This is a genomic window from Salinicola sp. LHM (assembly GCF_034479735.1).
Lineage (GTDB): Bacteria > Pseudomonadota > Gammaproteobacteria > Pseudomonadales > Halomonadaceae > Salinicola > Salinicola salarius.
Genome location: NZ_CP140261.1, coordinates 3547361 through 3570237 on the forward strand (window position 1 = coordinate 3547361; position 22877 = coordinate 3570237).

Consider the following 22877-nt stretch of genomic DNA (forward strand, 5'->3'; position numbering starts at 1 on the left):
TCTATGACAACCAGGGCCGCACCAGTGCCGGCAGCACTTGCCACAAGGGCACCCTGAGTATGGAAAAGGTCAAAATCGGCGGCGGATCGCCACGCGACAGGGGAATGACATGGCCGGCAAATATCAGGCGGTAGTGTTCTTCCACCGCCGCCTGTACCGCCAGCGGATCGACCACACGATCGATCCCGGTCATCACCACCCAGCCATTTTCGAGATGGGTCTCGTTGCCGGCATGGGATGGTACACCGGCACCGAAGGTCTTGAATCGCGTTCCGGTGATTTCGATGGCATCGCCCTCGGTCACCGCGAACCACTCTTCCCAGTCTTCCTTCTCGACCGAATGCATCCAGCGCAGCGTGAAGGTCGTCCCTTCCCACCCCGGAAAAGCGAACCGCCACTGCGGCCCGTCACGAATGACCAGCCACGGTAGCGGATACGCAGCGGTGGCGATCACCAGGACCACCACCGCTGCAATACTCAGCCAGATTTTACGCATCGCCAGGACGTGTCATGGCTTGCGGGACACGCGAGCGCATCTGCTCAGGATTGCGGTTCTTTGTCCTGAGCGTTGTCGCCACCACTGGTATCGCTGCCTTCGGTAGGCTGAGCGTTGTCTTCAGGCGTCTCGGCGCTGGTCTGCTTGGCAGGATCGGCCTCTGCGCCATCGGCTTCGGTCGTGGCTGCCTGCTCATTGGCCGGCATGGAAGTGGTCTCTTCCGACAGATCGCTATCATCACCAGCATTGGTCACATCGCCGCCATCAGTGGCCGTGCTCTCGGAAGACGATAGCGTCTCGTAGAAAGCCTTGGCTCCCGGATGGACCGGAACGACCAGGTTCTTGTCCATGGTAGCGGGATCGAACTGCTTGAGCGCGCCGACGGAGACGTTGCCGGATTCCAGATAGTCATGGAAGCGCTTGGCCAGATCCTCGGCGACATCGTCACGCATGGAGGACGGCACGATCATGATATTGCGGATCGCCACGGTATTTACGGCATCGCCCAGGTCATAGCGCTCCGGTGCGCCGGCCGGAATTTCGTAATTCTCGTAGTACGGATACTTTTCCAGCAGCGTGGAGGCAACGTCACCACTGACCGGCACGAAGGTCACGTCGGTGCTCTGCATCAGCCCGGTGATGCTGGAGTTGGGCACGCCGGACGTGAAGAACGCGGCATCCAGATTGCCATTGCTCATTTCGGTCACGCTGTCGGCATAACCTGTGTGGCTGACCTGGGCCAGGTCGTCGTAGCTCAGACCGGCGGACTCCAGCACCTTGGCCGCGCTCTGCTCGACCCCGGAGCCGACCTTGCCGACGCCGACGCGCTTGCCTTTCAGATCGGCGATGCTCTGGATATCGCTGTCGGCCGTCGCGACGACCTGAACCACGTTGGGATAGAGACCAGCAATGGCCTGGATATCGGCGGCCTGGCCTTCGAACTGGTTCTGACCCTTGACCGCATCGTAGGCCACGTCGCTCATCACGATGGCGACCTGGTTCAGACCGTCGGTGATGTTGTTGATGTTCTGCACGGAGGCACCAGTGGAAACGACCTGTACGCCATCGACCAGATCGCTCTCCTCGAACACGCTCTTGAGCGCGCCGCCGATCGGATAATAGCTGCCGCCGGTACCGCCGGTGCCGAAGATCAGATTGACCGGCTCGCCGCCACCGGCCGCTGCCTGCTGGTTGTCTTCGCCGCCAGACTGGCCGTTGTCGCTGGTCGACTCGGCCTCGTCAGAATCCGACGTTCCGCCAGCATACTGAGACGTCGACGACTCCTGAGACGTCTGCTGGTTCTCGTCAGCCTGCTTCTTCTGCTCATCACTGTCGTCACCGCAACCGACCAGCAGCGTGCTGGAAAGCCCCAGCGCGGCGATCAGCATTCCTGTACGTAACTTCATGTTTCACCCCGTCATTTGATTGTCATCGGCCTGTCCGGCCGAAAAATGTACACACCATGATGGTCCCAAGAGTAAGGAACGCCCGGCGGCGATACCATGCCCGAACCGTCATGCACGACCAAAGTCTAAGACTTGTCGGCCTCTTGCGATAAGACTCGCTGAACCAGCCCCCCAATGGTCAGACCTTGCACCAGAATCGAGAACAGCACGATGAGATAGGTCACCATCACGATGGTGTTGCGGTAATCGCTCTCGGGCAGGCCCAGCGCCAGCGCCACCGAGATTCCGCCCCGCAGTCCGCCCCAGGTGAGCACCCGCGTGGTCCCGGGACGATAGTGGATCCAGTGTTTCAGCATCATCATGGGCAGGCCGATGGTGATCAGCCGGGTCACCAGAATCACGCCGATGATTGGCGCGGCAACGATCAGATACGACCACTCGAAGGGAATCAGCAGCAGCTCGAGGCCGATCAGCACGAACAGCACCGCGTTGAGGATCTCGTCGATCAGCTCCCAGAAGCCGTCGACATAGCGGCGCGTGGTGTCCGACATGGCGTGCTCGCGGCCGCGGTTGCCGATGAACAGCCCGGCGATGACCATCGAGATCGGCCCCGAGACGTGCAGATGCGTCGCCAGCGTATAACCGCCCAGCACCAGCGCCAGGCTGACCAGCACCTCGATCTGATACTGATCGATGCTCTTCATCATCCGGTAGGCGATGTAGCCCATCGCCAGCCCGAGCAGAATGCCACCGCCGGCCTCTTCCAGAAACAGCATCGCGGAATGCGTGACCGTCAGCGCTTCGGTCGCGGTCGCCGCCCCCAGCATCATGGTGAAGACCACCACCGCGACGCCGTCGTTGAACAGGGATTCACCGACGATCTTGATCTCCATGTCCTCGGGTGCGCCGGCGCTGCGCATGATGCCGAGCACTGCAATCGGGTCCGTCGGCGAGATCAGTGCCCCGAAGACCAGGCAGTAGAGATAGGGCACCGCGATATGGAAGGTAGCGAAGAGCCACCAGGCGGCGCTGCCGATGGCCACGGTCGAGATCACCACGCCAATGGTGGCAAGAAAGCTGATCGAATAGCGATAGCGCTTCAGCTTATGGAAATCGACATGCAGCGCGCCGGCGAACAGCAGGAACGACAGCATGCCGTCCATTAACAGCGCATTGAAGTTGATCTGCCCCAGCCAGGCTTCGGCCCAATCGGTAATCGCGTCGAATCCGAGGTGACTCAGGGCGATCAGCAGCAACGAAGCCATCAGCGAGATGAACATCACGCCGATCGTCGCCGGCAGCTTGATGAAGCGGTAGTTGAACCACGCGAACAGCGCGGTGATCGTGATGAAGAGTGCTGCGATTTCCAGCATGGCATCCTTTCCTGTCGCCGCCAGCCGTGGCGAATGATCGATAGGCGTCCTGCCCCATACCGTAACGATAGTGGCTCATGACGATGGCAGCCATGATGCGGGTTTATCCCGACGGCAATTCGTTGGAAAAGCGAGCAACCAAAAAAGCGGACCCGTGATGGCGGGTCCGCTTTGCGTTACTGACCAGTCGGGTCTTTTGACCGATCTAGCGCATCGATCGAGTCGATGCATCCACGATCACAGGCCGGCAGCGGCCTTCAGCGTCTCGGCCTTGTCCGTCTTTTCCCAGGGGAAAGCGGTGAAGGTTTCGGTCTGGATCTCGCCGTTGACGTCGGTCCAGGTGTAGCTGTGTTCGAACGGCTCGCGTCCGAAGTGACCATAGGAGGCCGTCAGCTGATACATCGGATGGAGCAGATCGAGCATGCGGGTGATGGCATGAGGGCGCAGATCGAAGTGCTCGCGCACCAGCTCGATGATCTTGGCCTCGCTGACCTTGGCGGTGCCGAATGTGTTGATCGAGACTGAAGTCGGCTCGGCGACGCCGATGGCGTAGGAAACCTGGATCTCGCACTTGTCGGCGAGGCCGGCAGCGACGATGTTCTTGGCCACGTAACGCCCGGCGTAGGCGGCACTGCGGTCGACCTTGGACGGATCCTTGCCGGAAAATGCCCCGCCACCGTGGCGCGCCATGCCACCGTAGGTGTCGACGATGATCTTGCGTCCGGTCAGGCCGCAATCCCCTACCGGGCCACCGATCACGAACTTGCCGGTCGGATTGATGTGGAACCGGGTCTTGTCGTGAATCCACTCTGCCGGCAGCACGTCACGGATGATCAGATCCTCTACCGCCTTGCGCAGGTCTTCCTGGGAGATATCCGGGTCGTGCTGGGTCGACAGCACCACGGCATCGACGCCATTGGGCTTGCCGTTTTCATCATAAGTGAAGGTGATCTGGCTCTTGGCATCGGGACGCAGCCAGGAGAGCGTGCCGTTCTTGCGCAGTTCCGCCTGACGTTCGACGAGACGATGCGAATAGTGGATCGGCGCCGGCATGAACGAGTCGGTCTCGTTGGTGGCATAGCCGAACATCAGCCCCTGATCGCCCGCGCCCTGGTCTTCGGGCTTGCTGCGATCGACGCCCTGGGCGATATCAACGCTCTGCTTGCCGATCAGATTGATCACGCCGCAGGTTTCGCCATCGAAACCGACTTCCGAGGAGGTGTAGCCGATATCGATGATCACCTTGCGCACCAGCTCTTCCAGATCGACCCAGGCGGTGGTGGAGATCTCGCCGGCGACGATGGCGACACCAGTCTTCACCAACGTCTCGCAGGCCACGCGAGCCTGCTTGTCCCGGGCGATAATGGCATCGAGGACGGCATCGGAAATCTGATCGGCGATCTTGTCCGGGTGACCTTCGGACACGGATTCGGAGGTAAACAGAGAGTATTCGCTCATGGCGTACGGGGATCCCTTCGTTCACTGGTTGCGGCTCGCGGTCACGACCCGCCTGACAAAACACGCAGCGCCGCCGGTCGGAAGGACGGATGAAAACGACGCACGACATCACTGTCCCCAAGGCGCCGGGGCAGGGCATAAAAGTCTACACACAGAATAGCTAGCTGCCTATTCTTTGCCACCTAAGCCGCCGATTGATCGGCACTATCGGACGCTTTACGTATGGACGCTCTACGTACCGTGCACGATCTCGATCAGTTGCTCGATACCCGCCGTGGCGTTCTCCCGCTGCCAGGCATTGCGCCCGAAGATCACGCCCCGCGCGCCGTTATCCAGTGCATTGCGGGTGAAGCTTGCCAGGGCCTCGTCGTCGTTCATTGCCGCCCCGCCCAGCACCAGCACCGGAACCGGGCAGCTGTCGGCCAGCGCGCGCATGTCCTCGGCCTCGCCGGTGAACTGCGCCTTGACCAGGTCCGCTCCCAGCTCCGCGGCGATCCTCGCGACCCGCGCAATCCGCTCGCCATCGAGACGCCCGTCTTCAAGCCCTTTCTCACGATGCCCCCACACCACCGCTTCGACGATCAGCGGCAGCCCGATCACCTCGCACTGGCGGGCGGCCTCCGCCACCGCTTCGAGATTGTCGGCTTCTCGCCTGGGGTCGTCGTAACCGGAGATCAGACACATCACCACGGCATCCGCACCCATCGCCTGCGCCTGGGCCGGCGTTGCGATCATGCGGTGATGCTCCTCTCCCGCCAGGGTGAAGTCGCCCACCATCGGGTAGTCGATCCGCAGCACGACCCTGGGCGCCCGATTATCGGCAAACAGGTCGCCGCAGGACTTGAGCACACCCGGCGACAGCAGCACCGCCTCCGGCCCGGCCGCGACGATAGCCTCGCAGGCTCGGCGCGCATCGATGGCATGTTCCACCGGCCCCGCCAGCAGAGTGCGGTCGAAAGCCACCATACAGCTCAGGCCGGTGTCGCGACGAAACAGCCGCCCGACACGTAACCCACTGGAAGAAAAGACGGTCGTCATGACGTGCTCTCCTGAGTCGAGATTGTCGGGCTTTCCTGCCCGGATGTGAGCGCAACGCCATGCTGGCGTGTCGCGATCTCGTACACCGCGTCCACCTCCTCGCGGCGGCGTGTCTCGGCCCAGCCGAGCGCCGCGCCGCACAGGGTCGCGACCTCGTCGATCACCGCGCTGTCGAGCTGGCCGGAGAGCGCGATGGGCAGACGCCGGAACAGCACGTCGGCCAGATGTTCGACGCGCTCGAAGCGACAGACGAAATCGATCTCCCCCACCCGATAATCGGCAAGCGAGGCGAGCGGACGCTGCCGATTCACGCCCTCGGCGCTCATTCTCGCGCAGTGCCTCCCCACCGCTTCGCCCCGCGTACCGTAGCGATCCAGCAGCGTGATCGCCCACTGCCGGTCGCCCTCGCAGAGCGCCGTCACGCGGGAAAGCCACGCCTCGCGCGACGCGGTATCGCGGGGATAATCCCGCCCCCCGCCGATCGCCAGCTGCCGGGTATCGATCTCGCGGCGCCGACCGAGCCTGGCGAGCACATCATCCGCCACCTCCTCGGCAAAGCCACGGAAGGTGGTCCACTTGCCGCCCACCAGCGACAGCACCGGCCAGTCGTGTATACGATCCTCGACAATGGCGTGATCGCGGCTGATCTGGCCCGGATCGGCGGCATCGCTGCGCGGCAGCGGGCGCACCCCGCTGTAGCGATAGCGCACTTGCTCCGGTCCGATCGCCACGCCGGGAAACAGATAGCGTACCGCCTCGAGCATGTAATCGCGTTCGTCATCGTCGCAGACGGCCTGGTCCGGATCGGTGCAGCGAATGTCCGTCGCCCCGACCAGCACGTGGTTCATGAACGGGTAGATCAGACAGATACGCCCGTCCGGCGTGCCGAAGTAGATCATGCGCCCGTCGAGCTGGCGCCGGATGGCCGGCACGTCGACGATCAGATGCCCACCCTTGGTGCCGCCGATATGCCGCGTTTCCCGCCCCAGCTGGCGGTTGATCTCATCGATCCAGGCGCCACCGGCGTTGATGATGAGTTGCGGCTTCACCGTGAACGCGCCGCCCTTTTCGTCCTCGAACATGACCGCTTCGCCATCGGCGCCGACGAGGTTGACGTGGTTCAGCGCCATCGCCCCGCGATGGGTTCGGCAGCCGTCGTCGATCAGCTCGTACCCGAGCCGCTCCGCCTGGCTGATCGCCGCGTCGTAATAGGTATGCAGCGCCCGCACGTCGCGTCGAATATCCGGCAGCGACCGATGCACCTTGCGTCCCAGCATCACCGAATGGCGGGGCATACTGCGAAAGTGACGTCCGAAGAAATCGTAGAGCGTCAGTCCCACTTCGCTGATCAGGATGCCGCGGTCGTCGATCTTCGCCGGACGTCGAAAGAAGCGCTGGATCGACGGCCAGATGCCGCCCCACCAGCTGTGCGTGGGCATCGCCGTACGCAGCGGATGCACCACGTGCGGCGCGTTGCGCAACAGCAGGTTGCGCTCCCGGGTCGACTGCGCCACCAGCCGGAACTCGCCGGTCTCCAGATACTTGAGGCCGCCATGGATCAACCGCGAAGGTGCGGCACTGGCCCCGGCACAGAAATCCTGCTTGTCGACGATCAGGGTATCGACACCCTGCAGCGCCAGATCGCGAAACAGCCCGGCACCGTTGATGCCGGCGCCGATGATCAGCACCGAGACCGAATGATCGGCCCGCAGGCGTTCCAGCGTCTGCTGGCGAGTCAGCGGGGGTGGATTCAGAGATTCCGTCATCGGGTGGCTCCCGCCATCGGCCTGGATTCGGATTCAGCGTCTGACGCCGCTGGCGACGAGGCGTCGGCATCGAGCATCGCCCACAGCGGGCGCAGACACTCGACCAGTCGCTGGTAACGTTCGAAGCCTTGCTGACACTCGGCCTGGCGATGGGTATCCGGCACGTAGCGGTGGTCGACCTCGCACAGCCGCGTGGCGGTGTCGATCGACGAGAACGCACCGGCCGCGACGCCCGCGCAGATCGCCGCGCCCCAGGCCGCCGCCTCCTGGATGCGCGAGGTTTCCAGCGGCCGACCGAGAGAATCGGCGAATAGCTGGGCCAGCCGCGGCGAGTGGCTACCGCCGCCGGTGATACGGATGCGATCGATGGCGAAGGTCGACGCCAGCGCATCGACATGGACACGATGGTTGAACACCACGCCTTCGAGAATCGCGCGCAGCACGTGGCCGCGACCATGCCAGCCCTGCAGGCCGAACAGCCCCGCGCTGGCAGGTTCGTCGTAGGGAGAACCGTAAAGAAAAGGGTGATAGACCAGGCGCGACGGGCTCCGGAACGCCTCGTCCAGCGCCGACTCCATATCGGCGAGAAAGGCCCCGGCGCCGCCATCCCCGGCCCGGCCCCACTGACGATGAAACCATTCGAAATTGCTCGACGACGCCGGTGAAATCGCCATGTTGAGCCACTGGCCCGGGCGCAGGCCGTTGCGGGTCGCCCAGCGCGGATCGGGCTTCGGCGCATCGGAGAAGACTTCGTTGATGCTGAAGGTGCCGGCTGCAATGGTCAGGGTGTCCGACTCGATATTGCCCAGGCCCACCGCACTGGCCGTGACATCGTGAAGCCCTGTCGCCACGGGAGTCCCCGCTTTCAATCCGGTCTCGCGGGCCGCCGCCTCGCAGACGTGCCCGGCGATCTCGTCGGACATGCGCACCTCCGGCAGCGCCTCGAAGGCGCCATCGATCCCCAGCATCGACAGCGCGTCACGGCTGTAGCGCTGGGTCTCGACGTCGGTATAGCCGGTACTCGACTCGGTGAAGTCGGTCGCTACCGTGCCGGTCAGCTTGAAACGCAGCCAGTCCTTGCAGGTCAGCACATGGCCGAGCGCGGCGAACCGTTCCGGCTGGTGATCCTGCATCCATGCCAGCAAGGTTACCGGCGAGAAGGCGAAAGGTGTCTGCCCGATCCGCGCCAGCGCTTCATCACGGACACCCTCCCGGCACCAGCGCTCCACCATACCCGCCGCGCGGCTATCCAGTGAGGTGATCGCCCGGCCAAGCGGCTCACCCTTCCCGTCAATCGGGTAAAGCCCGTCACCATGACCGGTGACACCGACCGCCAGGATTTCGTCACCGTCCAGCTCGGCCGCTGCCAGGGCACCGCGTATCGCCGCTGTCGCGCTCGCCCAGGCGGCGTTCATGTCACGCTCGACCCAGTGCGCCTGAGGGTGTTCGAGACGGCACGCCTCCCGCCCGACACCCATGACGTTGCCCTCGGTATCGAAGATCACCGCCTTGGTGGAACTGGAGCCGCCATCGAGCCCCAGCAGATAACCGCGTGACATGGCTGCCTCCCTGCTATCGCCTTCGCCGAATCATTCGGTAGTGGCTTGCATGAGCGCCACTGGGGGGTATTTCTAACATTATTCTGTGACGAAAAGTCGTTAGACGTTAGTGTTAACCCTCTTTCTTACATTAAATAAAAATATATTAATCAAGCAATTAACCATTACCGGCCGGACAGGGAACTTATCCAAGACCAAAGTCATACGGCAACATGTCACTTTTTGATGTTATTTCTTCTCTATTCCTTCGTTATTCGTTTCATGCCCATCCAATCTAGCGCCGGAGTATCCAATGTCCGATTCTCGAGCGTCACTTCCCGATAGCATGCAAGCCGTGGTCTGCCGCGGCCCCGGCGACTACCGCCTGGAGAGTGTGGCGACGCCCCGGCCCGGTCCGCGAGAGCTGATCCTCAAGATCCAGGCCTGCGGGATCTGTTCGAGCGATCTGAAGTGCCGCGATGGCGCCGCCATGTACTGGGGCGACGGTGAACGCTTCCCGCCCTGGGTCAAGCCACCGATGATCATCGGCCACGAATTCGCCGGCGAAGTGGTCGCGCTCGGTGAAGGCGCCGCCGAGCATTTCGACGTCGAACTCGGCATGCGCGTAGTGCCGGAGCAGATCCTGCCCTGCCGGCAGTGCTTCTACTGCCAGCGCGGCCACTACTGGATGTGCGAGGTGCACAACATCTTCGGCTTCCAGGGCGGTGTCGCCGACGGCGGCATGGCGGAATATCTGCGCGTGCCGGCCAACGCGGTGCTGCATCCGGTCGATCCGCGCCTGAGCGTCGAGGACGCCGCCTTCCTCGAGCCGCTGGCCTGCGGCATCCATGCCGTCAATCGTGCCGACATCCAGTTCGACGATACCGTGGTGATCGCCGGCGGCGGGCCGATCGGCCTGGCCATGGTGCAGCTCGCCAGACTCAAGACGCCCAGACAGCTGATTCTGGTCGATACCCATGACGATCGCCTGGCGCTGGCCCGCGACTACGGCGCCGATCACGGCTTCAACCCGCACCGCGACGATATCGCCAAGGAGATCCGCGCGCTCACCGGCGGCTACGGCTGCGAGGTCTATATCGACGCCACGGGTTCATCGAGCGGCGTGATCCAGGGGCTGGAAGCCTTGCGCAAACTGGGGCGCTTCGTCGAATTCAGCGTGTTCAAGGAGCCCACCACCGTCGACTGGTCGACCATCGGCGACCGCAAGGAACTGGATATTCGCGGCTCGCACCTTTCACCGCACACCTATCCGGTCGCGATCGACCTGCTGGCCCGGGGCCTGGTGACGACTCGTGGCATCGTGACGCACCACGTTCCGCTGGCCGAGTTCGAACGCGGCTTCGAGATCGCCGCCCGGCGCGATTCGATCAAGGTCGTGCTCACCGCCAGCGAGAGCTGACGGGGAGCGCCATCGAATCGCTGCGTCGCGGTAGACTACGCCTCTCATTTCTCACACCACGGGAGAGCCATGACCTCGTTCGGAACCCAGGCGCCGCAACCTGCGATCAAGGGCGCCTCGGCGCGCCGACAGGCGATGCTGGACTACCTCATCCAAGCCGGCTCGGCCCAGGTCGACGAGCTGGCCGAACGGTTCGGCGTCAGCCGCATGACAGTACACCGCGATCTCGACACGCTTGCCGAACAGGGCATGGTCAACAAGCAGCACGGCGGCGTCACCACCCGCTCGTCGAGCGTGTTCGAAAGCAATTTCGCGTTGCGCTCGCACATCGCGACCCGGGAGAAGCAGGCGCTGGCCCGCGCGGCGCTGGAGGAGATCGCCCCCGGCGAAGCGGTGATGCTGGATGACTCCACCACCGCCAGCGAACTGGCATCGTTGCTGCCCGCCCGCGAGCCGCTGACGGTGATCACCAACGGCCTGGAGAGCATCGACCGGCTCAAGACTGCGGCCGGCATCAAGCTGATCACCCTGGGAGGGGACTACCAGCCGCGCTTCAATGCCACCTTCGGCCTGCTGTGCGAGCAGACGCTCGCCAATCTGCGCGCCAACGTTGCGGTGCTTTCCGCATCGGCCATCCTTGGCACGATGGCCTACGTTCAGGACCCGGCCGTGACCCAGATCAAGCGCGCCCTGATGGCCGCGGCCGAGCGGCGCATTCTGCTGATTCACAGCGCCAAGTTCGGCAGTAGCGCGCTCCACCGCCTCGCCGACCTGAGCGAGTTCGAACTGATCCTGATCGACTCGGGGCTTGCCGACGAGCATCGCCAGGCGTTGGACGACGCCGGCATTTGCTACCGTCTGACCAAGCTCTGATCCCACGCCCAACAAACAAAAAAGCGCCGCGAGCCAAAGCCCGCGGCGGTGAATCGACGAACGGTTTCGCGTCTTACTGCTGGAGCACGAACGGCGACGTGTACTGGTCGACGTTGTCTGGAGTGATCAGCAGGCAATCGAACAGGTGCTTCTCGCCCTGCACACCGGTTTCCCCGGTGGTAATGAACTTGTCCGCCATCTGCACGGCCGCCTTGGAGAAGATCGCTACCGGCTGCAGCACGGTGTACGCCAGTTCGCCGGACTTGACTGCCTCGACCGCATCGGGCGAGCCATCGAAGCCGCCGACCACCACGTCGTCCAGCCTGCCGGCTTCCTTGAGGGCAGCGATCGCGCCCAGCGCCATCTCGTCGTTGCCGCTGATCACCCCCTGGATATCCGGGTTGGCCTGCAGCAGACTTTGCATCTTGTTGAAGCCCTGGGTGCGATCCCAGTTGGCAACATCTTCACCGACCTTGTTGAGATCCGGGTACTGACTCAGTACGGTTTCATAGCCGTTGGAGCGAGTCGCGGCGTTGTTGTCGGACGGCGCGCCCTTCAACTCGACGTAATTGGCCGAGTCACCGACCGTCTGCACCCACTGCTGCGCGCCCAGCGCTGCCCCCTGAGCGTTGTTGGAAACCAGCTGCGCCTTGGCCAGCCCCTGCTCGTTGATTTCGGCGTTGACCAGAAAGACCGGGATGCCGGCTTCGACGGCCTTGCGCACCGCCCCGACAGAGCCATCGGCGTTGGCGGGATCGAGAATGATCGCCTTGGCCTGATTGGTGATCGCGGTGTCGATCTGGCGGCTTTCGGCGTTGGTATCCCCCTTGTGAGCGCTGACGTTGGCTTCGTACCCCAGCTCCTCGGCGGTCTCGCGGGCAATCTTGCCCTCGGTGAACCAGTAGGGGTTGGAGGTATCGTTGACGATGATCGAGATCAGCCCCTTGTCCTGCGCCATGGCGCTTCCGGCGAGCAACGGCGCACTGACGGCGAGGGCTGCGATCAGCAGGCGTTTTCCTGTCTTGAACATGATGGATCACCCTTCTTTTGCGGTTGTGTTTCTAACCCGTGTCGATCGACACGTACGGGTTAATGCTGCGTTGCCGGCTTGCCGGCGCTACTTTCCGCCCCGGGCGTCGCGCGGGATGCGTCGTCGCTCGAGGATGGAGACGTGGGCGAAGCGGGCGGCGATTCGGGCTCGGACGACTGGGTCGCGCGTTTCTTGCGCCCGCTGTACTGAATGCTGTTGAGCAGGACCGCCAGCACGATCACCGCGCCGGTGAAAACGGTCTGCCAGTAGGAAGAGACGCCAATGATGACGAGACCATCGGACAGGAACCCGATCACGAAAGCGCCGAGCAGGGTGCCGCGCACGTTGCCGCGGCCGCCGGTCAATGCGGCACCGCCGATCACCACGCCAGCGATGGCGGTCAGCTCATAGGTGGTACCGGCGGTGGGGCCGGCGGAGGTCAACTGAGAAGAAAGCACCAGCCCGGCGATCGCCGCGCAGATGCCAGAGAGCACGTAGACCGAGACCTGCACTCGCTTGACCGGCACGCCGGAGAGCTCGGCCGCCCGCGCGTTGCCCCCGGTCGAGTAGACCCAGCGACCGAACGGAGTCCGCGCCAGCGCCAGAATGGTGACGACCGCAACCGCCGCCAGAATCAGTACGCCCACCGGCACGCCAAACAGCCGGTTGAAGCCAAGCCAGTCGAAGCCGGTGTTGCCCAGCTCCGGGCTGCCGCCGAGATTGTTGTAGGTCAGACCGTCGGTCATCAGCAGTGCCACGCCGCGAGCGACATAGAGCAGCCCCAGGGTGGCGACGAAGGCCGGCACCTTGAAGTAGGCGATCAGCACGCCGTTGATGGCACCGACGAACGCGCCCAGCGCGCAGGTGAGAATGACCACGACCCACACCGGCGGATAGAGCGTCACGCCGAACATGTCGAAGGTCACGCCCTGCATCAGGAAGCCGGCCACGACTCCCGCCAGGCCCAGGGTCGAGCCCACGGACAGGTCGATGCCGCCGGTCAGGATCACCAGCAGCATGCCGATGGACAGCAGCCCGAAGATCGCCACGTGGGACGACATCGTCAGGAAGTTGTTGGTCGAGAAATAGACCGGCGATAGCGCCGAAAAGATGATGATGATCGCGATCAGGGCGAAGAAGGCGCGCCCTTCCAGCAGCAATCGACCCAGGTCGAAGCCACCGCGTTGGCGCTCTGCCGCTTGGCTGTGTTTGGACATGTCAAAACTCCATTCGAGGAAAGGCGCTAACGTGCTCTTGTCAGGCGACCACGGCTTCGCCGGAGGCAGCCATGATCTGTTCCTTGGAAGCGTCGGCACCGAACTCGGCCGCGATCCGCCCGCGACTCATCACCACGATGCGGTGAGCGATACTCAGGCATTCGCCGACCTCGGAGGTGGAAAAGATCACCGCAAGGCCTTGCTTCGACGCGCCTTCCGCCAGCAGCTTGAATACCTCGGCCTTGGCGCCGATATCGATGCCGCGGCTCGGCTCGTCCAGCACCACCACGCGCGGATGGGTCGCCAGCATCTTGCCGATCACCACCTTCTGCTGGTTGCCGCCGGAGAGCGAACCGATCTCGGCCCTGGCCCCGTCGGTCTTGATGTGGACGTTGGCAATCGACTCGTCGACCACGCTGCGTTCACGGTTGCCCGAGGTCAGCAGCCATCGGGTGAACGCCTTGATACTGGCCAGCGACAGGTTCTCGCCTACCGTCATCGTCTGTACCAGGCCGTCGCGCTGGCGATCTTCCGGCACCAGCACCAGGCCCTTGGCAATGCGCTCGGCGATGCTCAGATGCGAGACGTCCTCGCCTTCCAGCACCACTCGTCCGCCGCTCAGCGGCACGCGTCCCGCCACGCACTCGAGCAGCTCGGTCCGCCCAGCGCCCATCAGCCCGTAGATGCAGACGATCTCGCCGGCGCGAACGTCCAGCGACAGGCGATCGACTACCGACCGCTCCGGCACGGCCGTGTCGGCGACGCTGACATTCTCGAGCGACAGCGCCACCTCGCCCATGGCGTGGCCGGTGGGAGGCGAGCCGAGATCGAAGTTCTCGCCGACCATGTTGCGCACGATCCATTCGAGGTCGATATCCGCGCGCCTGGCGTAGGCCGTCATCACACCGTCCCGCAGCACCACCGCGTGATCGGTGATGAGCAGCGCCTCTTCCAGATGGTGGGAGATATAGACGATCGACACACCGCGACTCTTGAGATCGCGAATGACCCGGAACAGGACCTCGACTTCGGTCGCCGACAGCGCCGAGGTCGGTTCGTCCATGATCAGGATTCGCGAGTTCACCGACAGCGCGCGGGCGATCTCGACGATCTGCTGCTGCCCCAGGCGGAGATCCTCCACCGGCGTCAGCGGGTCGATCGGTTCGTCGAGCTCCTCCATCAGGGCGCGGGTCTGACGCGCCTCTTCGGCATAGTCGATGCCCATCGGCCCTTTCAGCTCGCGACCCATGAAGATGTTGTCTCGAACGCTGAGATTGGGCGCCAGGCTGAGTTCCTGGTGAATGATCGAGATGCCCAGGCGCTGAGCGTCGGTGGTCGAGGCGAAGCGTACCGGCTCGCCCTCCAGTAGGATCTCGCCAGACGTGGGCTGGATCACGCCGGAAAGGATCTTCATCAGCGTCGACTTGCCGGCACCGTTCTCGCCGAACAGCGTGGTCACCTGGCCGCGGTAGACGTCGAAGTTGACGGTCTTGAGCGCATGCACGCTGCCGAAAGACTTGGCGACGTCCCGCGCCGAGAGCACGATGTCATCGCCCCGCTCGCTCGCGGCCGTCGGTCGAATCGAAGCGGAAGCCATTACTGCACCTCCATGCTGACCGGCGTGATCAGCCAGTTCTTCGGATTGATCAGCTTGAAGACCCCGGTCACGCCGACGGTCTTGCCGCTCAGGCTGGCCGTGTCGATGTCCGCCAGAACCGCCGCCTTCATCGCCTCGTTGATCGACGCGCCCGCGTTCTGGTATTCGATCTGGTTGGTGAACTCGCCGAACGAGATCTCCCCGGTGGCATCGCGCAGATCGGTGCCGTTGATCGCCGGGCCGGTCTGCACGCGAATCGTGATCTCGTCGGGTACGCCCTCGGCCTCGACCGTATAGATGCCCGAGCGGGCTTCACCGAACGTCCCGGTGAAGGTCACCGGCACCACTGGCCCGAAGCTCTCGCCAACGCCATATTTCTGCCCGGCCGCGGTCGAGTCCTCGAGAACGGCGGACGCCAGCTCGCCGGCCTCGACGGCACGCGCCTCGACACTGTCCCGAATCGCCGGGAAGTGCTCTCCGCCATAGGTTTCGGCGGAAAACCCGCCGGCCAGCTCGGCCTCGGTGCCGATCTCGACGACCTTGGTATCCCAGGCCATCGCCGCCAGCACCACGACCACGCAGGCGCCGATGGCCAGACGTCCTTTCATCTTCTTCGGCGCCGCGGGCCGACTGGCAACTGTTGCACTCATCACTGCGAGCCCTCTTCTGCGAAATCTCTGCCACGAAACTTCTGCTGCCGCTCGTCTGCGCCGGGCGGCGAAACCGATCGTCGCCCGGCACGAATCACAACTCAGGGAATCAGTACGATCTTGAGTGACTTCGAACCGCTCTTCATGAGCTCGAAGCCTTCCTCGTATTTCTCCAGCGGCAGCTTGTGGGTGACGACGCCCTCGGTGGGGAAGTCGCCGTTGCGGATCCCCTCGATGACCAGCGGGTAGCAGTAGGGACCGAGATGCGAGCCGAGCACGTCGAGTTCCTTGCGGTCGGAGATAATGCTCCAGTCGACGCTGACCGGGTCCTTGAACACGCTGAACTCGACGAAGCGGCCCAGCTTGCGGATCATCGACAGCCCTTGCTCCACCGATTTCGGATGCCCCGTTGCTTCGATGTAGACGTCGCAGCCGTAGCCTTCGGTCATCTCCTTGATGATCGAGACCACATCGTCGCGCTTGGGGTTGAGCGTCAGATCGGCGCCGAACTGCTTCGCCAGCTCCAGACGTTCATCGAACAGGTCGAGCACGATCAATTTCTCGGCGCCCGCCTTCTTGGCTGCCCCTACCATGCCGAGGCCCAAGGTGCCGGCGCCGGAGAGCACCACCACGTCGCCCAGCTCGATCCTGGCGCGCTGCACCGCATGCAGCGAGCAGGCGTAAGGCTCGATCAGGATCGCCTTCTCCAGCGGCAGTTCCTCGGGAACGTGGTAGTTGATCGCCTCCTTGGTGAACTTCATGTACTCGGCCATGCCGCCGTTCACGTTGTTCTGGAAGCCATAGAGATCGTGCTTTTCGCACATCCAATACTGGCCGCGATTGCAGAAGCGACACTGCCAGCACGGCACGATCTGCTCGGAGATCACGCGGTCGCCGACCGCATACCCCTCGACCTCGTCACCGACCTTCACCACCCGGCCGATGAACTCGTGACCGGGGATCATCGGCGCCTTGATATAGGCCGGCTGCGTCTCGTCGCCCCAGAAGCTGGGCGCGCCATCGTAGGACTTGATATCCCCGGCGCAGATACCGCATCCCTCGACCTTGACCAGGATCTCCTTGGCATCGATGTCGGGAACCGGCACTTCCTCGTAGCGATAGTCGCCGGGGGCATAGGCGACCACCGCCTTCATCGTCTTGGGGATATCGCCGGTGGAAGCCGTTTGCATGGACGTGGCGGTGGACTCGCTCATGGAAGATCTCCCGTGGGTAAACACATGTTCAAACTTAGGTCATATGTTTTTAGCTTTCCTACCCATTGAATATCAATAGCCAAGCCTCTAAGACTTTAGCCAAAACGAATTTTATTATTTTAAAAACAATAACTTATTAATATTCAGGTAGAATATATAAGACTAAAGTCACTGCTTAAATTTTAACCATGCCAAAACATATCAGGTCTAATTAGCCGATCAAAAAAAGACTAAATCGATCATATGTTCAAAAGAAACTAAAAAGGCGCCAACCGGGCGCCTTATCTCACAACAAACCTGCTCAGCGATGATCGCGCTCGTAAGCCTCGATCCGGTTCACCTTTGGCTGTGATCGCCCACCCGGGTCGAACTCGCTGCTCAGGAACGTCTCGGCAATCGTCTTGGCCAGTTCGATGCCGATCACGCGCGCGCCCATGGTGACGATCTGCGCATCGTTACTCTTGCGTGCCCGCTCTGCCGAGTAGGTGTCGTGCGCCTGGGCCGCTCGAATGCCCGGCACCTTGTTGGCCGAGATCGCCACGCCGATACCCGTGCCACACATCAGGATGCCGCGGTCGAAACGCCCGTCGGCGATGGCTTGCGCCACTTCGAAGGCGATATCCGGATAGAGAACCGGCTGTGCATCGTGGGTTCCGAAGTCCTTGACTTCGTGCCCCAGCGACCTGACATGCTCGATCATCGCCTGCTTCATCTCGTAGGCCGCTTCATCACATCCCAGCGCTACCCGCCATTTCTGAGCCATTGCTCGCCTCCTGTTCAGTCGACGACGCCATCATAGACCCACTCCGCTCATATGAACAAATTTTATTCATATGCTCATCACGGCAGCGCAAAAAGCGGACGAAAAAGCCCTGAATGCCGTGGCGGCGAGGGGTGTCATCGCTCCTTGAACGTATCAAAACCCGCCGCAATGGCGTCCTCATCGCCACCAAAGTCGCATATCGTCGCCTTCTGGCGTCGCTATGATGGTCGACATACCGCACACAAACCAAATGTGCATCAAAGGATCAAATACTCAAGAGCTGAAAAGTCGAAGCACAGCGGGACTTTCCAGCGCGGCATTTACCCAACCTGTGGGAGCGTCGGTCATGACACGCCTTTACAACGACCCAGTGAATTTCGTCGACGAAGCGACCGAAGGCTTCGTCGCGGCGCACGCGCAACGCGTCTGTCAGGTTCCTGGCGGCGTCATTCGCAGTACGCGCAGCAAGCCGGGCACCGTGGCAGTCGTGATCGGTGGCGGATCGGGACACTATCCCGCCTTCGCCGGGCTGGTCGGCCAGGGCCTGGCCCACGGCGCGGTGATGGGCAACCTGTTTGCCTCGCCGTCGGCGCAGCAGGTCTACAACGTCTGCAAGGCGGCCAACAACGGCGCCGGGGTGCTGCTCAGTTTCGGCAACTACGCCGGTGACGTCCTTCACTTCGGCCAGGCACGGGAACGCCTGATTCGCGAAGGCATTCCCTGCGAGATCGTCGCCGTCATCGACGATGTTTCCAGCGCAGACCAGGAAGAGATTCACAAACGCCGCGGGATCGCCGGTGACCTGACCGTGTTCAAGGTCGCGGCAGCAGCGGCCGAGGCCGGTTATTCCCTCGAGGAGGTGGTTCGCGTCTCGCGCGCGGCCAATTTCCGCACGCGCTCGATGGGCGTGGCATTCGATGGCTGTACGCTGCCGGGGGCGAAGGATGCACTGTTCCATGTGCCAGCGGGCAAGATGGCGGTCGGGCTGGGCATCCACGGCGAGCCGGGCATCAGCGAACAGGATGTACCCACTGCCGATGCGCTGGCGGAACTGCTCGTTTCTCACCTGATGGAAGAGATTCCCGATGGCATCGACAGCGTCAAGGGGGCTCGAGCTTCGGTACTGCTCAACGGCCTGGGGTCGATCAAGTACGAAGAGCTGTTCGTGGTCTATCGTCGGGTCAATCAACTGCTGACGGAAGCCGGCCTGGAGATCGTCGAGCCGGAAGTGGGGGAACTGGTGACCAGTCTCGACATGGCCGGCGCCTCACTGACCCTGTTCTGGCTCGACGAGGAACTGGAGCGGCTGTGGAAAGCGCCGGCGGATGCCCCGGCCTATCGCAAGGGCAGTCTCGAAGCCGCGCCACCGATCGATGCTTCCGAGCTGGACATCCCCGATGCCGACGCCATCCCGCCCGCGAGCGAGGTATCGATCGCCGCCGCTCGCTGCCTCTACCAGGCCTTGAGCGCGACGCGCAAGCTCATCGACCAGAAGGCCGAGCAGTTGGGTCGACTCGACGCCATCGCCGGAGACGGTGATCACGGCATCGGCATGCAGCGCGGCGCCGTCGCGGCCGAACTGGCCGCAGAAGACGCCGTCAGCCGCAACGCTGGCGCCGGCACTCTGCTACGCTTGGCGGCAGAAGCCTGGGCGGATCGCGCGGGCGGCACCTCCGGCGCCATCTGGGGCGTCATGCTCAACGCTCTGAGCGTGACGCTCGGCGACGAAGACGAGCCGACCCCGGAACGCTATGCGCAGGGGATCACCAAGGCCAGAGAAGACGTCATGACCTTCGGCAAGGCCAGGCTCGGCGACAAGACGCTGGTCGATGCGCTGGTACCGTTCAGCGAGACGCTCGAACGGGCCGTCGCTGCCGGCGACGATTTCCCGCAGGCCTGGCGCAAGGCGGTCAACGCCTCGGCCTCCGCGGCCCAGGCCACGGCCGACATGAAACCGAAGATGGGCCGCGCACGGCCGCTGGCCGAGAAGAGTCTCGGTACACCCGATCCGGGGGCGATCTCGCTGTCCCTGATCGTCGGCGCCATTCAGCCCGTCGTCGATCGGCACTGAACCAGACGCCAGCGCACCGGGCGGCGACGAACCGATCAGCGACGAATCAAGGAGCGACTCGATAACCACATGGCAAAGCCTCCGATCACGCTGGGCATCAGCTTCAAGATGTATTTCGGCTACGCCCAGACGGTGACCTGGTGCCGCCAGGTCGCCGACAACCTTTCTCGCCACCCGGCCGTTCAGGACGGCCGGGTGGCGCTGTTCGTGCTGCCCAGCTTCCCCGCCCTGCCCCCGGTCCTCGAATGTTTTGCCGGTACGCCCGTCGGCGTCGGCGGCCAAAACCTGTATCAGTCGCCGCACGGTGCTTATACTGGCGAGGTGAGTGGGGCCATGCTGGCCGAAATGGGATGCCGCTACGTCGAGATCGGCCACGCCGAACGGCGACGCCTGTTCGGGGAAGATGCCGATATCATCGCCGCCAAGACCCAGGTGGCTCTGGCGCATGACTTGATACCGGTGCTGTGCATCGGCGAGTCTGACCGTGGCGATCCGTTGGATGCCGTTGCCGACTGCCGTGACCAGATCGATTCGGCGCTGTCGTTGGCGACGCCCGCGCAGCGGTCTCAGCCACTGGTGATCGCCTACGAGCCTCACTGGGCCATCGGTGCGGCACAACCGGCATCGCTTGCGCACATTGCGGCAGTCTGCCAGGGGTTGCGCGAGCATCTGGGCGCGCATCCTTCAGCCAGCGTGATCTATGGCGGCAGTGCCGGCCCCGACCTGTTGACTCGGCTGGCAGGACAGGTCGACGGGCTGTTTCTGGGGCGGTTCGCACATGATCCAGCCGCATTCGAGGCGATCGTGAACGAAGCCTCGCTGCTTAAGTCGAATTGAGCGCCAGATCGCGTCTCGCTCCATCATCCATTTACGACCATCATTCATTGACAACCCAGGGGATCCGAAAGCCAATGCCATCTCGTCGTCAGCTAGCCAACGCTATCCGCGCGCTTTCCATGGACGCCGTGCAGAAGGCCAACTCCGGCCATCCCGGCATGCCGATGGGCATGGCCGATATCGCGGAAGTCCTGTGGAACGACCATCTCAAGCACAACCCGGCCAACCCGGACTGGGAAGATCGCGACCGTTTCATTCTCTCCAACGGTCACGGCTCGATGCTGCACTATTCGCTGCTTCATCTGACCGGTTACGACCTGCCGATGAAGGAACTCGAAAACTTCCGCCAGCTGGGCTCGAAGACGCCCGGCCACCCGGAGCACGGTTACACCCGCGGCATCGAGACCACCACCGGCCCGCTCGGCCAGGGTCTGGCCAACGGTGTCGGAATGGCCATCGCCGAACGCACGCTGGCCGCGCAATTCAACCGTGACGGTCACGAGATCGTCGATCACCGCGTGTGGGTCTTCGCCGGCGACGGCTGTCTGATGGAAGGCATCAGCCACGAAGCGTGCTCGCTGGCCGGTACGCTCGGCCTGGGCAACCTGGTCGTGTTCTACGACGACAACGGTATCTCCATCGACGGCGAAGTCGAAGGCTGGTTCACCGACGATACCGGCAAGCGCTTCGAGGCCTACCACTGGCATGTGATCCGCGATGTCGACGGCCACGATGCCGAGCAGATCAACAAGGCGATCGAGGAAGCCAAGCGCGTCACCGACAAGCCCACGCTGATCATCTGCAAGACCGTGATCGGCTTCGGCTCGCCCAACAAGGCCGGCAAGGAAGAGAGCCACGGCGCCGCCCTGGGTGAAGACGAAGTCGCGGCCGCGCGCAAGGAACTGGGCTGGGAATACCCCGCGTTCCAGATCCCCGACGAGTACTACCAGGCGTGGGACGCCCGCGACAAGGGCCGCAAGCTCGAAGCGGAATACGACGAGAAGCTGGCCGCCTACGAGAAGGCGCACCCGGAACTCGCCAAGGAGCTCAAGCGCCGCTACAACGGTGAACTGCCGGCCGGCTTCGATGGTGATGCCCTGATCAAGGCCGCTCAGGAGAAGTCCGAGACCACCGCTTCCCGCAAGGCCTCGCTGGGCGTGCTCAACGAACTGGGGCCGAACCTGCCCGAACTGTTCGGCGGCAGTGCCGACCTGGCACCGTCCAACCTGACCCTGTGGAAAGGCGCCAAGGCGATCACCAAGGAAGACTTCAACGGCGGCTACCTGCACTACGGCGTGCGCGAATTCGGCATGGGCGCGATCGCCAACGGCATCGCCACGCATGGCGGCTTCATTCCCTATGACGCCACCTTCCTGGTCTTCATGGAGTACATGCACAACGCCGTGCGCATGTCCTCGCTGTCGCACACCCGCATCATCCACGTCTTCACCCACGACTCCATCGGTCTGGGCGAAGACGGCCCCACGCACCAGCCGGTCGAACAGCTGGCCGACCTGCGCAACCTGCCGGGCCTGGCGACCTGGCGCCCGTGCGATGCCACCGAAACCACGGCCGCCTGGGTCGAGGGCCTGAAGCGCGAAACGGGGCCGACGGCGCTGATCTTCTCGCGTCAGGATCTGCCGGCGCAGTCGCGTGACGAGGCGCAGCTGAAGAACATCCGCCGCGGCGGCTACGTGCTGAAAGAGGCCGAAGGCGGCCAGCCGGAGCTGATCCTGATCGCCACCGGCTCTGAAGTCGGCCTGGCGATGGACGCCGCCAAGACGCTCGAAGGCAAGGGCAAGAAGGTTCGCGTGGTCTCCATGCCGTGCACCAGCGCCTTCGACGAGCAGGACGAGAGCTATCGCGAATCCGTGCTGCCGCGCTCGGTACGCGCACGGCTGGCGGTGGAAGCGGCGATCCCGTCGACCTGGTACAAGTACGTCGGCCTCGACGGCGATGTCATCGGCATGACGACCTACGGCGAATCAGGCAAGGCCGGCGATCTGTTCAAGCACTTCGGCTTCACCGTCGACAATGTCGTCGCCCGCGCCGAGACGCTGCTGGGTTGATCGACAGCGCCTCGATTGCACGTTGAAGATCGTATGTTGAAGATCGCACGTTGAAGCAAGC

At 63.3% G+C, this 22877-nt stretch carries 18 protein-coding genes; 5 read left to right on the top strand and 13 right to left on the bottom strand.

Going from position 1 to position 22877, the window contains the following annotated elements:
- Position 1: 1 nt before the first annotated feature.
- From R5R73_RS16135 to R5R73_RS16165, 7 genes are all read right to left on the bottom strand, one after another.
- Positions 2-496 (bottom strand): DUF1850 domain-containing protein, encoded by a 495-nt coding sequence (locus R5R73_RS16135; RefSeq protein ID WP_110636876.1) that lies wholly within the window; start codon positions 494-496, stop codon positions 2-4.
- A 44-nt stretch (positions 497-540) separates the two neighbouring features.
- The gene (locus R5R73_RS16140) at positions 541-1902 is read right to left on the bottom strand and encodes a TAXI family TRAP transporter solute-binding subunit (RefSeq protein ID WP_322528034.1); all 1362 of its coding nucleotides are present in this window, start codon (positions 1900-1902) and stop codon (positions 541-543) included.
- 125 nt (positions 1903-2027) lie between these two features.
- On the bottom strand, positions 2028-3275 hold the full coding sequence (locus R5R73_RS16145) for a sodium:proton antiporter (protein WP_322528035.1): 1248 nt from the start codon (positions 3273-3275) through the stop codon (positions 2028-2030).
- 237 nt (positions 3276-3512) lie between these two features.
- Positions 3513-4733 (bottom strand): methionine adenosyltransferase, encoded by a 1221-nt coding sequence (gene metK, locus R5R73_RS16150; RefSeq protein WP_322528036.1) that lies wholly within the window; start codon positions 4731-4733, stop codon positions 3513-3515.
- Between the two features lie 231 nt (positions 4734-4964).
- Positions 4965-5771 (bottom strand): hypothetical protein, encoded by an 807-nt coding sequence (locus R5R73_RS16155; RefSeq protein ID WP_322528037.1) that lies wholly within the window; start codon positions 5769-5771, stop codon positions 4965-4967.
- The gene (locus R5R73_RS16160) at positions 5768-7537 is read right to left on the bottom strand and encodes a glycerol-3-phosphate dehydrogenase/oxidase (RefSeq protein WP_322528038.1); all 1770 of its coding nucleotides are present in this window, start codon (positions 7535-7537) and stop codon (positions 5768-5770) included. The genes R5R73_RS16155 and R5R73_RS16160 overlap by 4 nt, the downstream gene beginning before the upstream one ends.
- Positions 7534-9096: an FGGY-family carbohydrate kinase gene (locus R5R73_RS16165; protein WP_322528039.1), complete on the bottom strand. Its 1563-nt coding sequence runs from the start codon at positions 9094-9096 to the stop codon at positions 7534-7536. The genes R5R73_RS16160 and R5R73_RS16165 overlap by 4 nt, the downstream gene beginning before the upstream one ends.
- Positions 9097-9388: 292 nt before the next feature.
- On the opposite strand from R5R73_RS16165, the gene R5R73_RS16170 reads away from it, so the two are divergent.
- Together R5R73_RS16170 and R5R73_RS16175 are read left to right on the top strand one after the other, a co-directional pair.
- Positions 9389-10495, top strand: a complete 1107-nt coding sequence (locus tag R5R73_RS16170) for an alcohol dehydrogenase catalytic domain-containing protein (RefSeq protein WP_322528040.1) — start codon at positions 9389-9391, stop codon at positions 10493-10495.
- Between the two features lie 69 nt (positions 10496-10564).
- Positions 10565-11368 carry a DeoR/GlpR family DNA-binding transcription regulator gene (locus tag R5R73_RS16175; protein WP_322528041.1) on the top strand — a complete coding sequence of 268 codons (804 nt, stop codon included), beginning with the start codon at positions 10565-10567 and terminating at the stop codon, positions 11366-11368.
- Positions 11369-11441: 73 nt separating this feature from the next.
- Here R5R73_RS16175 and R5R73_RS16180 read toward each other — a convergent pair whose 3' ends face one another.
- From R5R73_RS16180 to rpiB, 6 genes are all read right to left on the bottom strand, one after another.
- Positions 11442-12398, bottom strand: coding sequence for a D-ribose ABC transporter substrate-binding protein (locus R5R73_RS16180; protein ID WP_322528042.1), 957 nt, complete (start codon positions 12396-12398; stop codon positions 11442-11444).
- A gap of 59 nt (positions 12399-12457) precedes the next feature.
- Positions 12458-13615 carry an ABC transporter permease gene (locus tag R5R73_RS16185; protein ID WP_322528043.1) on the bottom strand — a complete coding sequence of 386 codons (1158 nt, stop codon included), beginning with the start codon at positions 13613-13615 and terminating at the stop codon, positions 12458-12460.
- Positions 13616-13655: 40 nt separating this feature from the next.
- Positions 13656-15212 carry a sugar ABC transporter ATP-binding protein gene (locus tag R5R73_RS16190; protein ID WP_322528044.1) on the bottom strand — a complete coding sequence of 519 codons (1557 nt, stop codon included), beginning with the start codon at positions 15210-15212 and terminating at the stop codon, positions 13656-13658.
- A complete protein-coding gene (locus R5R73_RS16195; RefSeq protein WP_276233200.1) occupies positions 15212-15862 on the bottom strand; it encodes a DUF2291 family protein in 651 nt (216 codons plus the stop codon). The genes R5R73_RS16190 and R5R73_RS16195 overlap by 1 nt, the downstream gene beginning before the upstream one ends.
- A gap of 101 nt (positions 15863-15963) precedes the next feature.
- Positions 15964-17076, bottom strand: coding sequence for an MDR/zinc-dependent alcohol dehydrogenase-like family protein (locus tag R5R73_RS16200; RefSeq protein WP_110636840.1), 1113 nt, complete (start codon positions 17074-17076; stop codon positions 15964-15966).
- A 301-nt stretch (positions 17077-17377) separates the two neighbouring features.
- The gene (gene rpiB / locus R5R73_RS16205) at positions 17378-17839 is read right to left on the bottom strand and encodes a ribose 5-phosphate isomerase B (protein ID WP_322528045.1); all 462 of its coding nucleotides are present in this window, start codon (positions 17837-17839) and stop codon (positions 17378-17380) included.
- A gap of 346 nt (positions 17840-18185) precedes the next feature.
- Here rpiB and R5R73_RS16210 point away from each other — a divergent pair, with 346 nt between their 5' ends.
- From R5R73_RS16210 to tkt, 3 genes are all read left to right on the top strand, one after another.
- On the top strand, positions 18186-19910 hold the full coding sequence (locus R5R73_RS16210; RefSeq protein ID WP_110636834.1) for a dihydroxyacetone kinase family protein: 1725 nt from the start codon (positions 18186-18188) through the stop codon (positions 19908-19910).
- Positions 19911-19979: 69 nt separating this feature from the next.
- Entirely contained in the window at positions 19980-20747 is a 768-nt protein-coding gene (locus R5R73_RS16215) for a triose-phosphate isomerase family protein (RefSeq protein ID WP_110636832.1), read from the top strand.
- Positions 20748-20821: 74 nt separating this feature from the next.
- Positions 20822-22816, top strand: coding sequence for a transketolase (tkt, locus tag R5R73_RS16220; RefSeq protein ID WP_322528046.1), 1995 nt, complete (start codon positions 20822-20824; stop codon positions 22814-22816).
- Positions 22817-22877 lie beyond the last annotated feature (61 nt).

Coding starts and splice junctions, on each gene's coding strand:
- R5R73_RS16135 (WP_110636876.1), bottom strand. CDS start 496: ATGCGTAAAATCTGGCTGAGTATTGCAGCGGTGGTGGTCCTGGTGATC.
- R5R73_RS16140 (WP_322528034.1), bottom strand. CDS start 1,902: ATGAAGTTACGTACAGGAATGCTGATCGCCGCGCTGGGGCTTTCCAGC.
- R5R73_RS16145 (WP_322528035.1), bottom strand. CDS start 3,275: ATGCTGGAAATCGCAGCACTCTTCATCACGATCACCGCGCTGTTCGCG.
- metK (WP_322528036.1), bottom strand. CDS start 4,733: ATGAGCGAATACTCTCTGTTTACCTCCGAATCCGTGTCCGAAGGTCAC.
- R5R73_RS16155 (WP_322528037.1), bottom strand. CDS start 5,771: ATGACGACCGTCTTTTCTTCCAGTGGGTTACGTGTCGGGCGGCTGTTT.
- R5R73_RS16160 (WP_322528038.1), bottom strand. CDS start 7,537: ATGACGGAATCTCTGAATCCACCCCCGCTGACTCGCCAGCAGACGCTG.
- R5R73_RS16165 (WP_322528039.1), bottom strand. CDS start 9,096: ATGTCACGCGGTTATCTGCTGGGGCTCGATGGCGGCTCCAGTTCCACC.
- R5R73_RS16170 (WP_322528040.1), top strand. CDS start 9,389: ATGTCCGATTCTCGAGCGTCACTTCCCGATAGCATGCAAGCCGTGGTC.
- R5R73_RS16175 (WP_322528041.1), top strand. CDS start 10,565: ATGACCTCGTTCGGAACCCAGGCGCCGCAACCTGCGATCAAGGGCGCC.
- R5R73_RS16180 (WP_322528042.1), bottom strand. CDS start 12,398: ATGTTCAAGACAGGAAAACGCCTGCTGATCGCAGCCCTCGCCGTCAGT.
- R5R73_RS16185 (WP_322528043.1), bottom strand. CDS start 13,615: ATGTCCAAACACAGCCAAGCGGCAGAGCGCCAACGCGGTGGCTTCGAC.
- R5R73_RS16190 (WP_322528044.1), bottom strand. CDS start 15,212: ATGGCTTCCGCTTCGATTCGACCGACGGCCGCGAGCGAGCGGGGCGAT.
- R5R73_RS16195 (WP_276233200.1), bottom strand. CDS start 15,862: ATGAGTGCAACAGTTGCCAGTCGGCCCGCGGCGCCGAAGAAGATGAAA.
- R5R73_RS16200 (WP_110636840.1), bottom strand. CDS start 17,076: ATGAGCGAGTCCACCGCCACGTCCATGCAAACGGCTTCCACCGGCGAT.
- rpiB (WP_322528045.1), bottom strand. CDS start 17,839: ATGGCTCAGAAATGGCGGGTAGCGCTGGGATGTGATGAAGCGGCCTAC.
- R5R73_RS16210 (WP_110636834.1), top strand. CDS start 18,186: ATGACACGCCTTTACAACGACCCAGTGAATTTCGTCGACGAAGCGACC.
- R5R73_RS16215 (WP_110636832.1), top strand. CDS start 19,980: ATGGCAAAGCCTCCGATCACGCTGGGCATCAGCTTCAAGATGTATTTC.
- tkt (WP_322528046.1), top strand. CDS start 20,822: ATGCCATCTCGTCGTCAGCTAGCCAACGCTATCCGCGCGCTTTCCATG.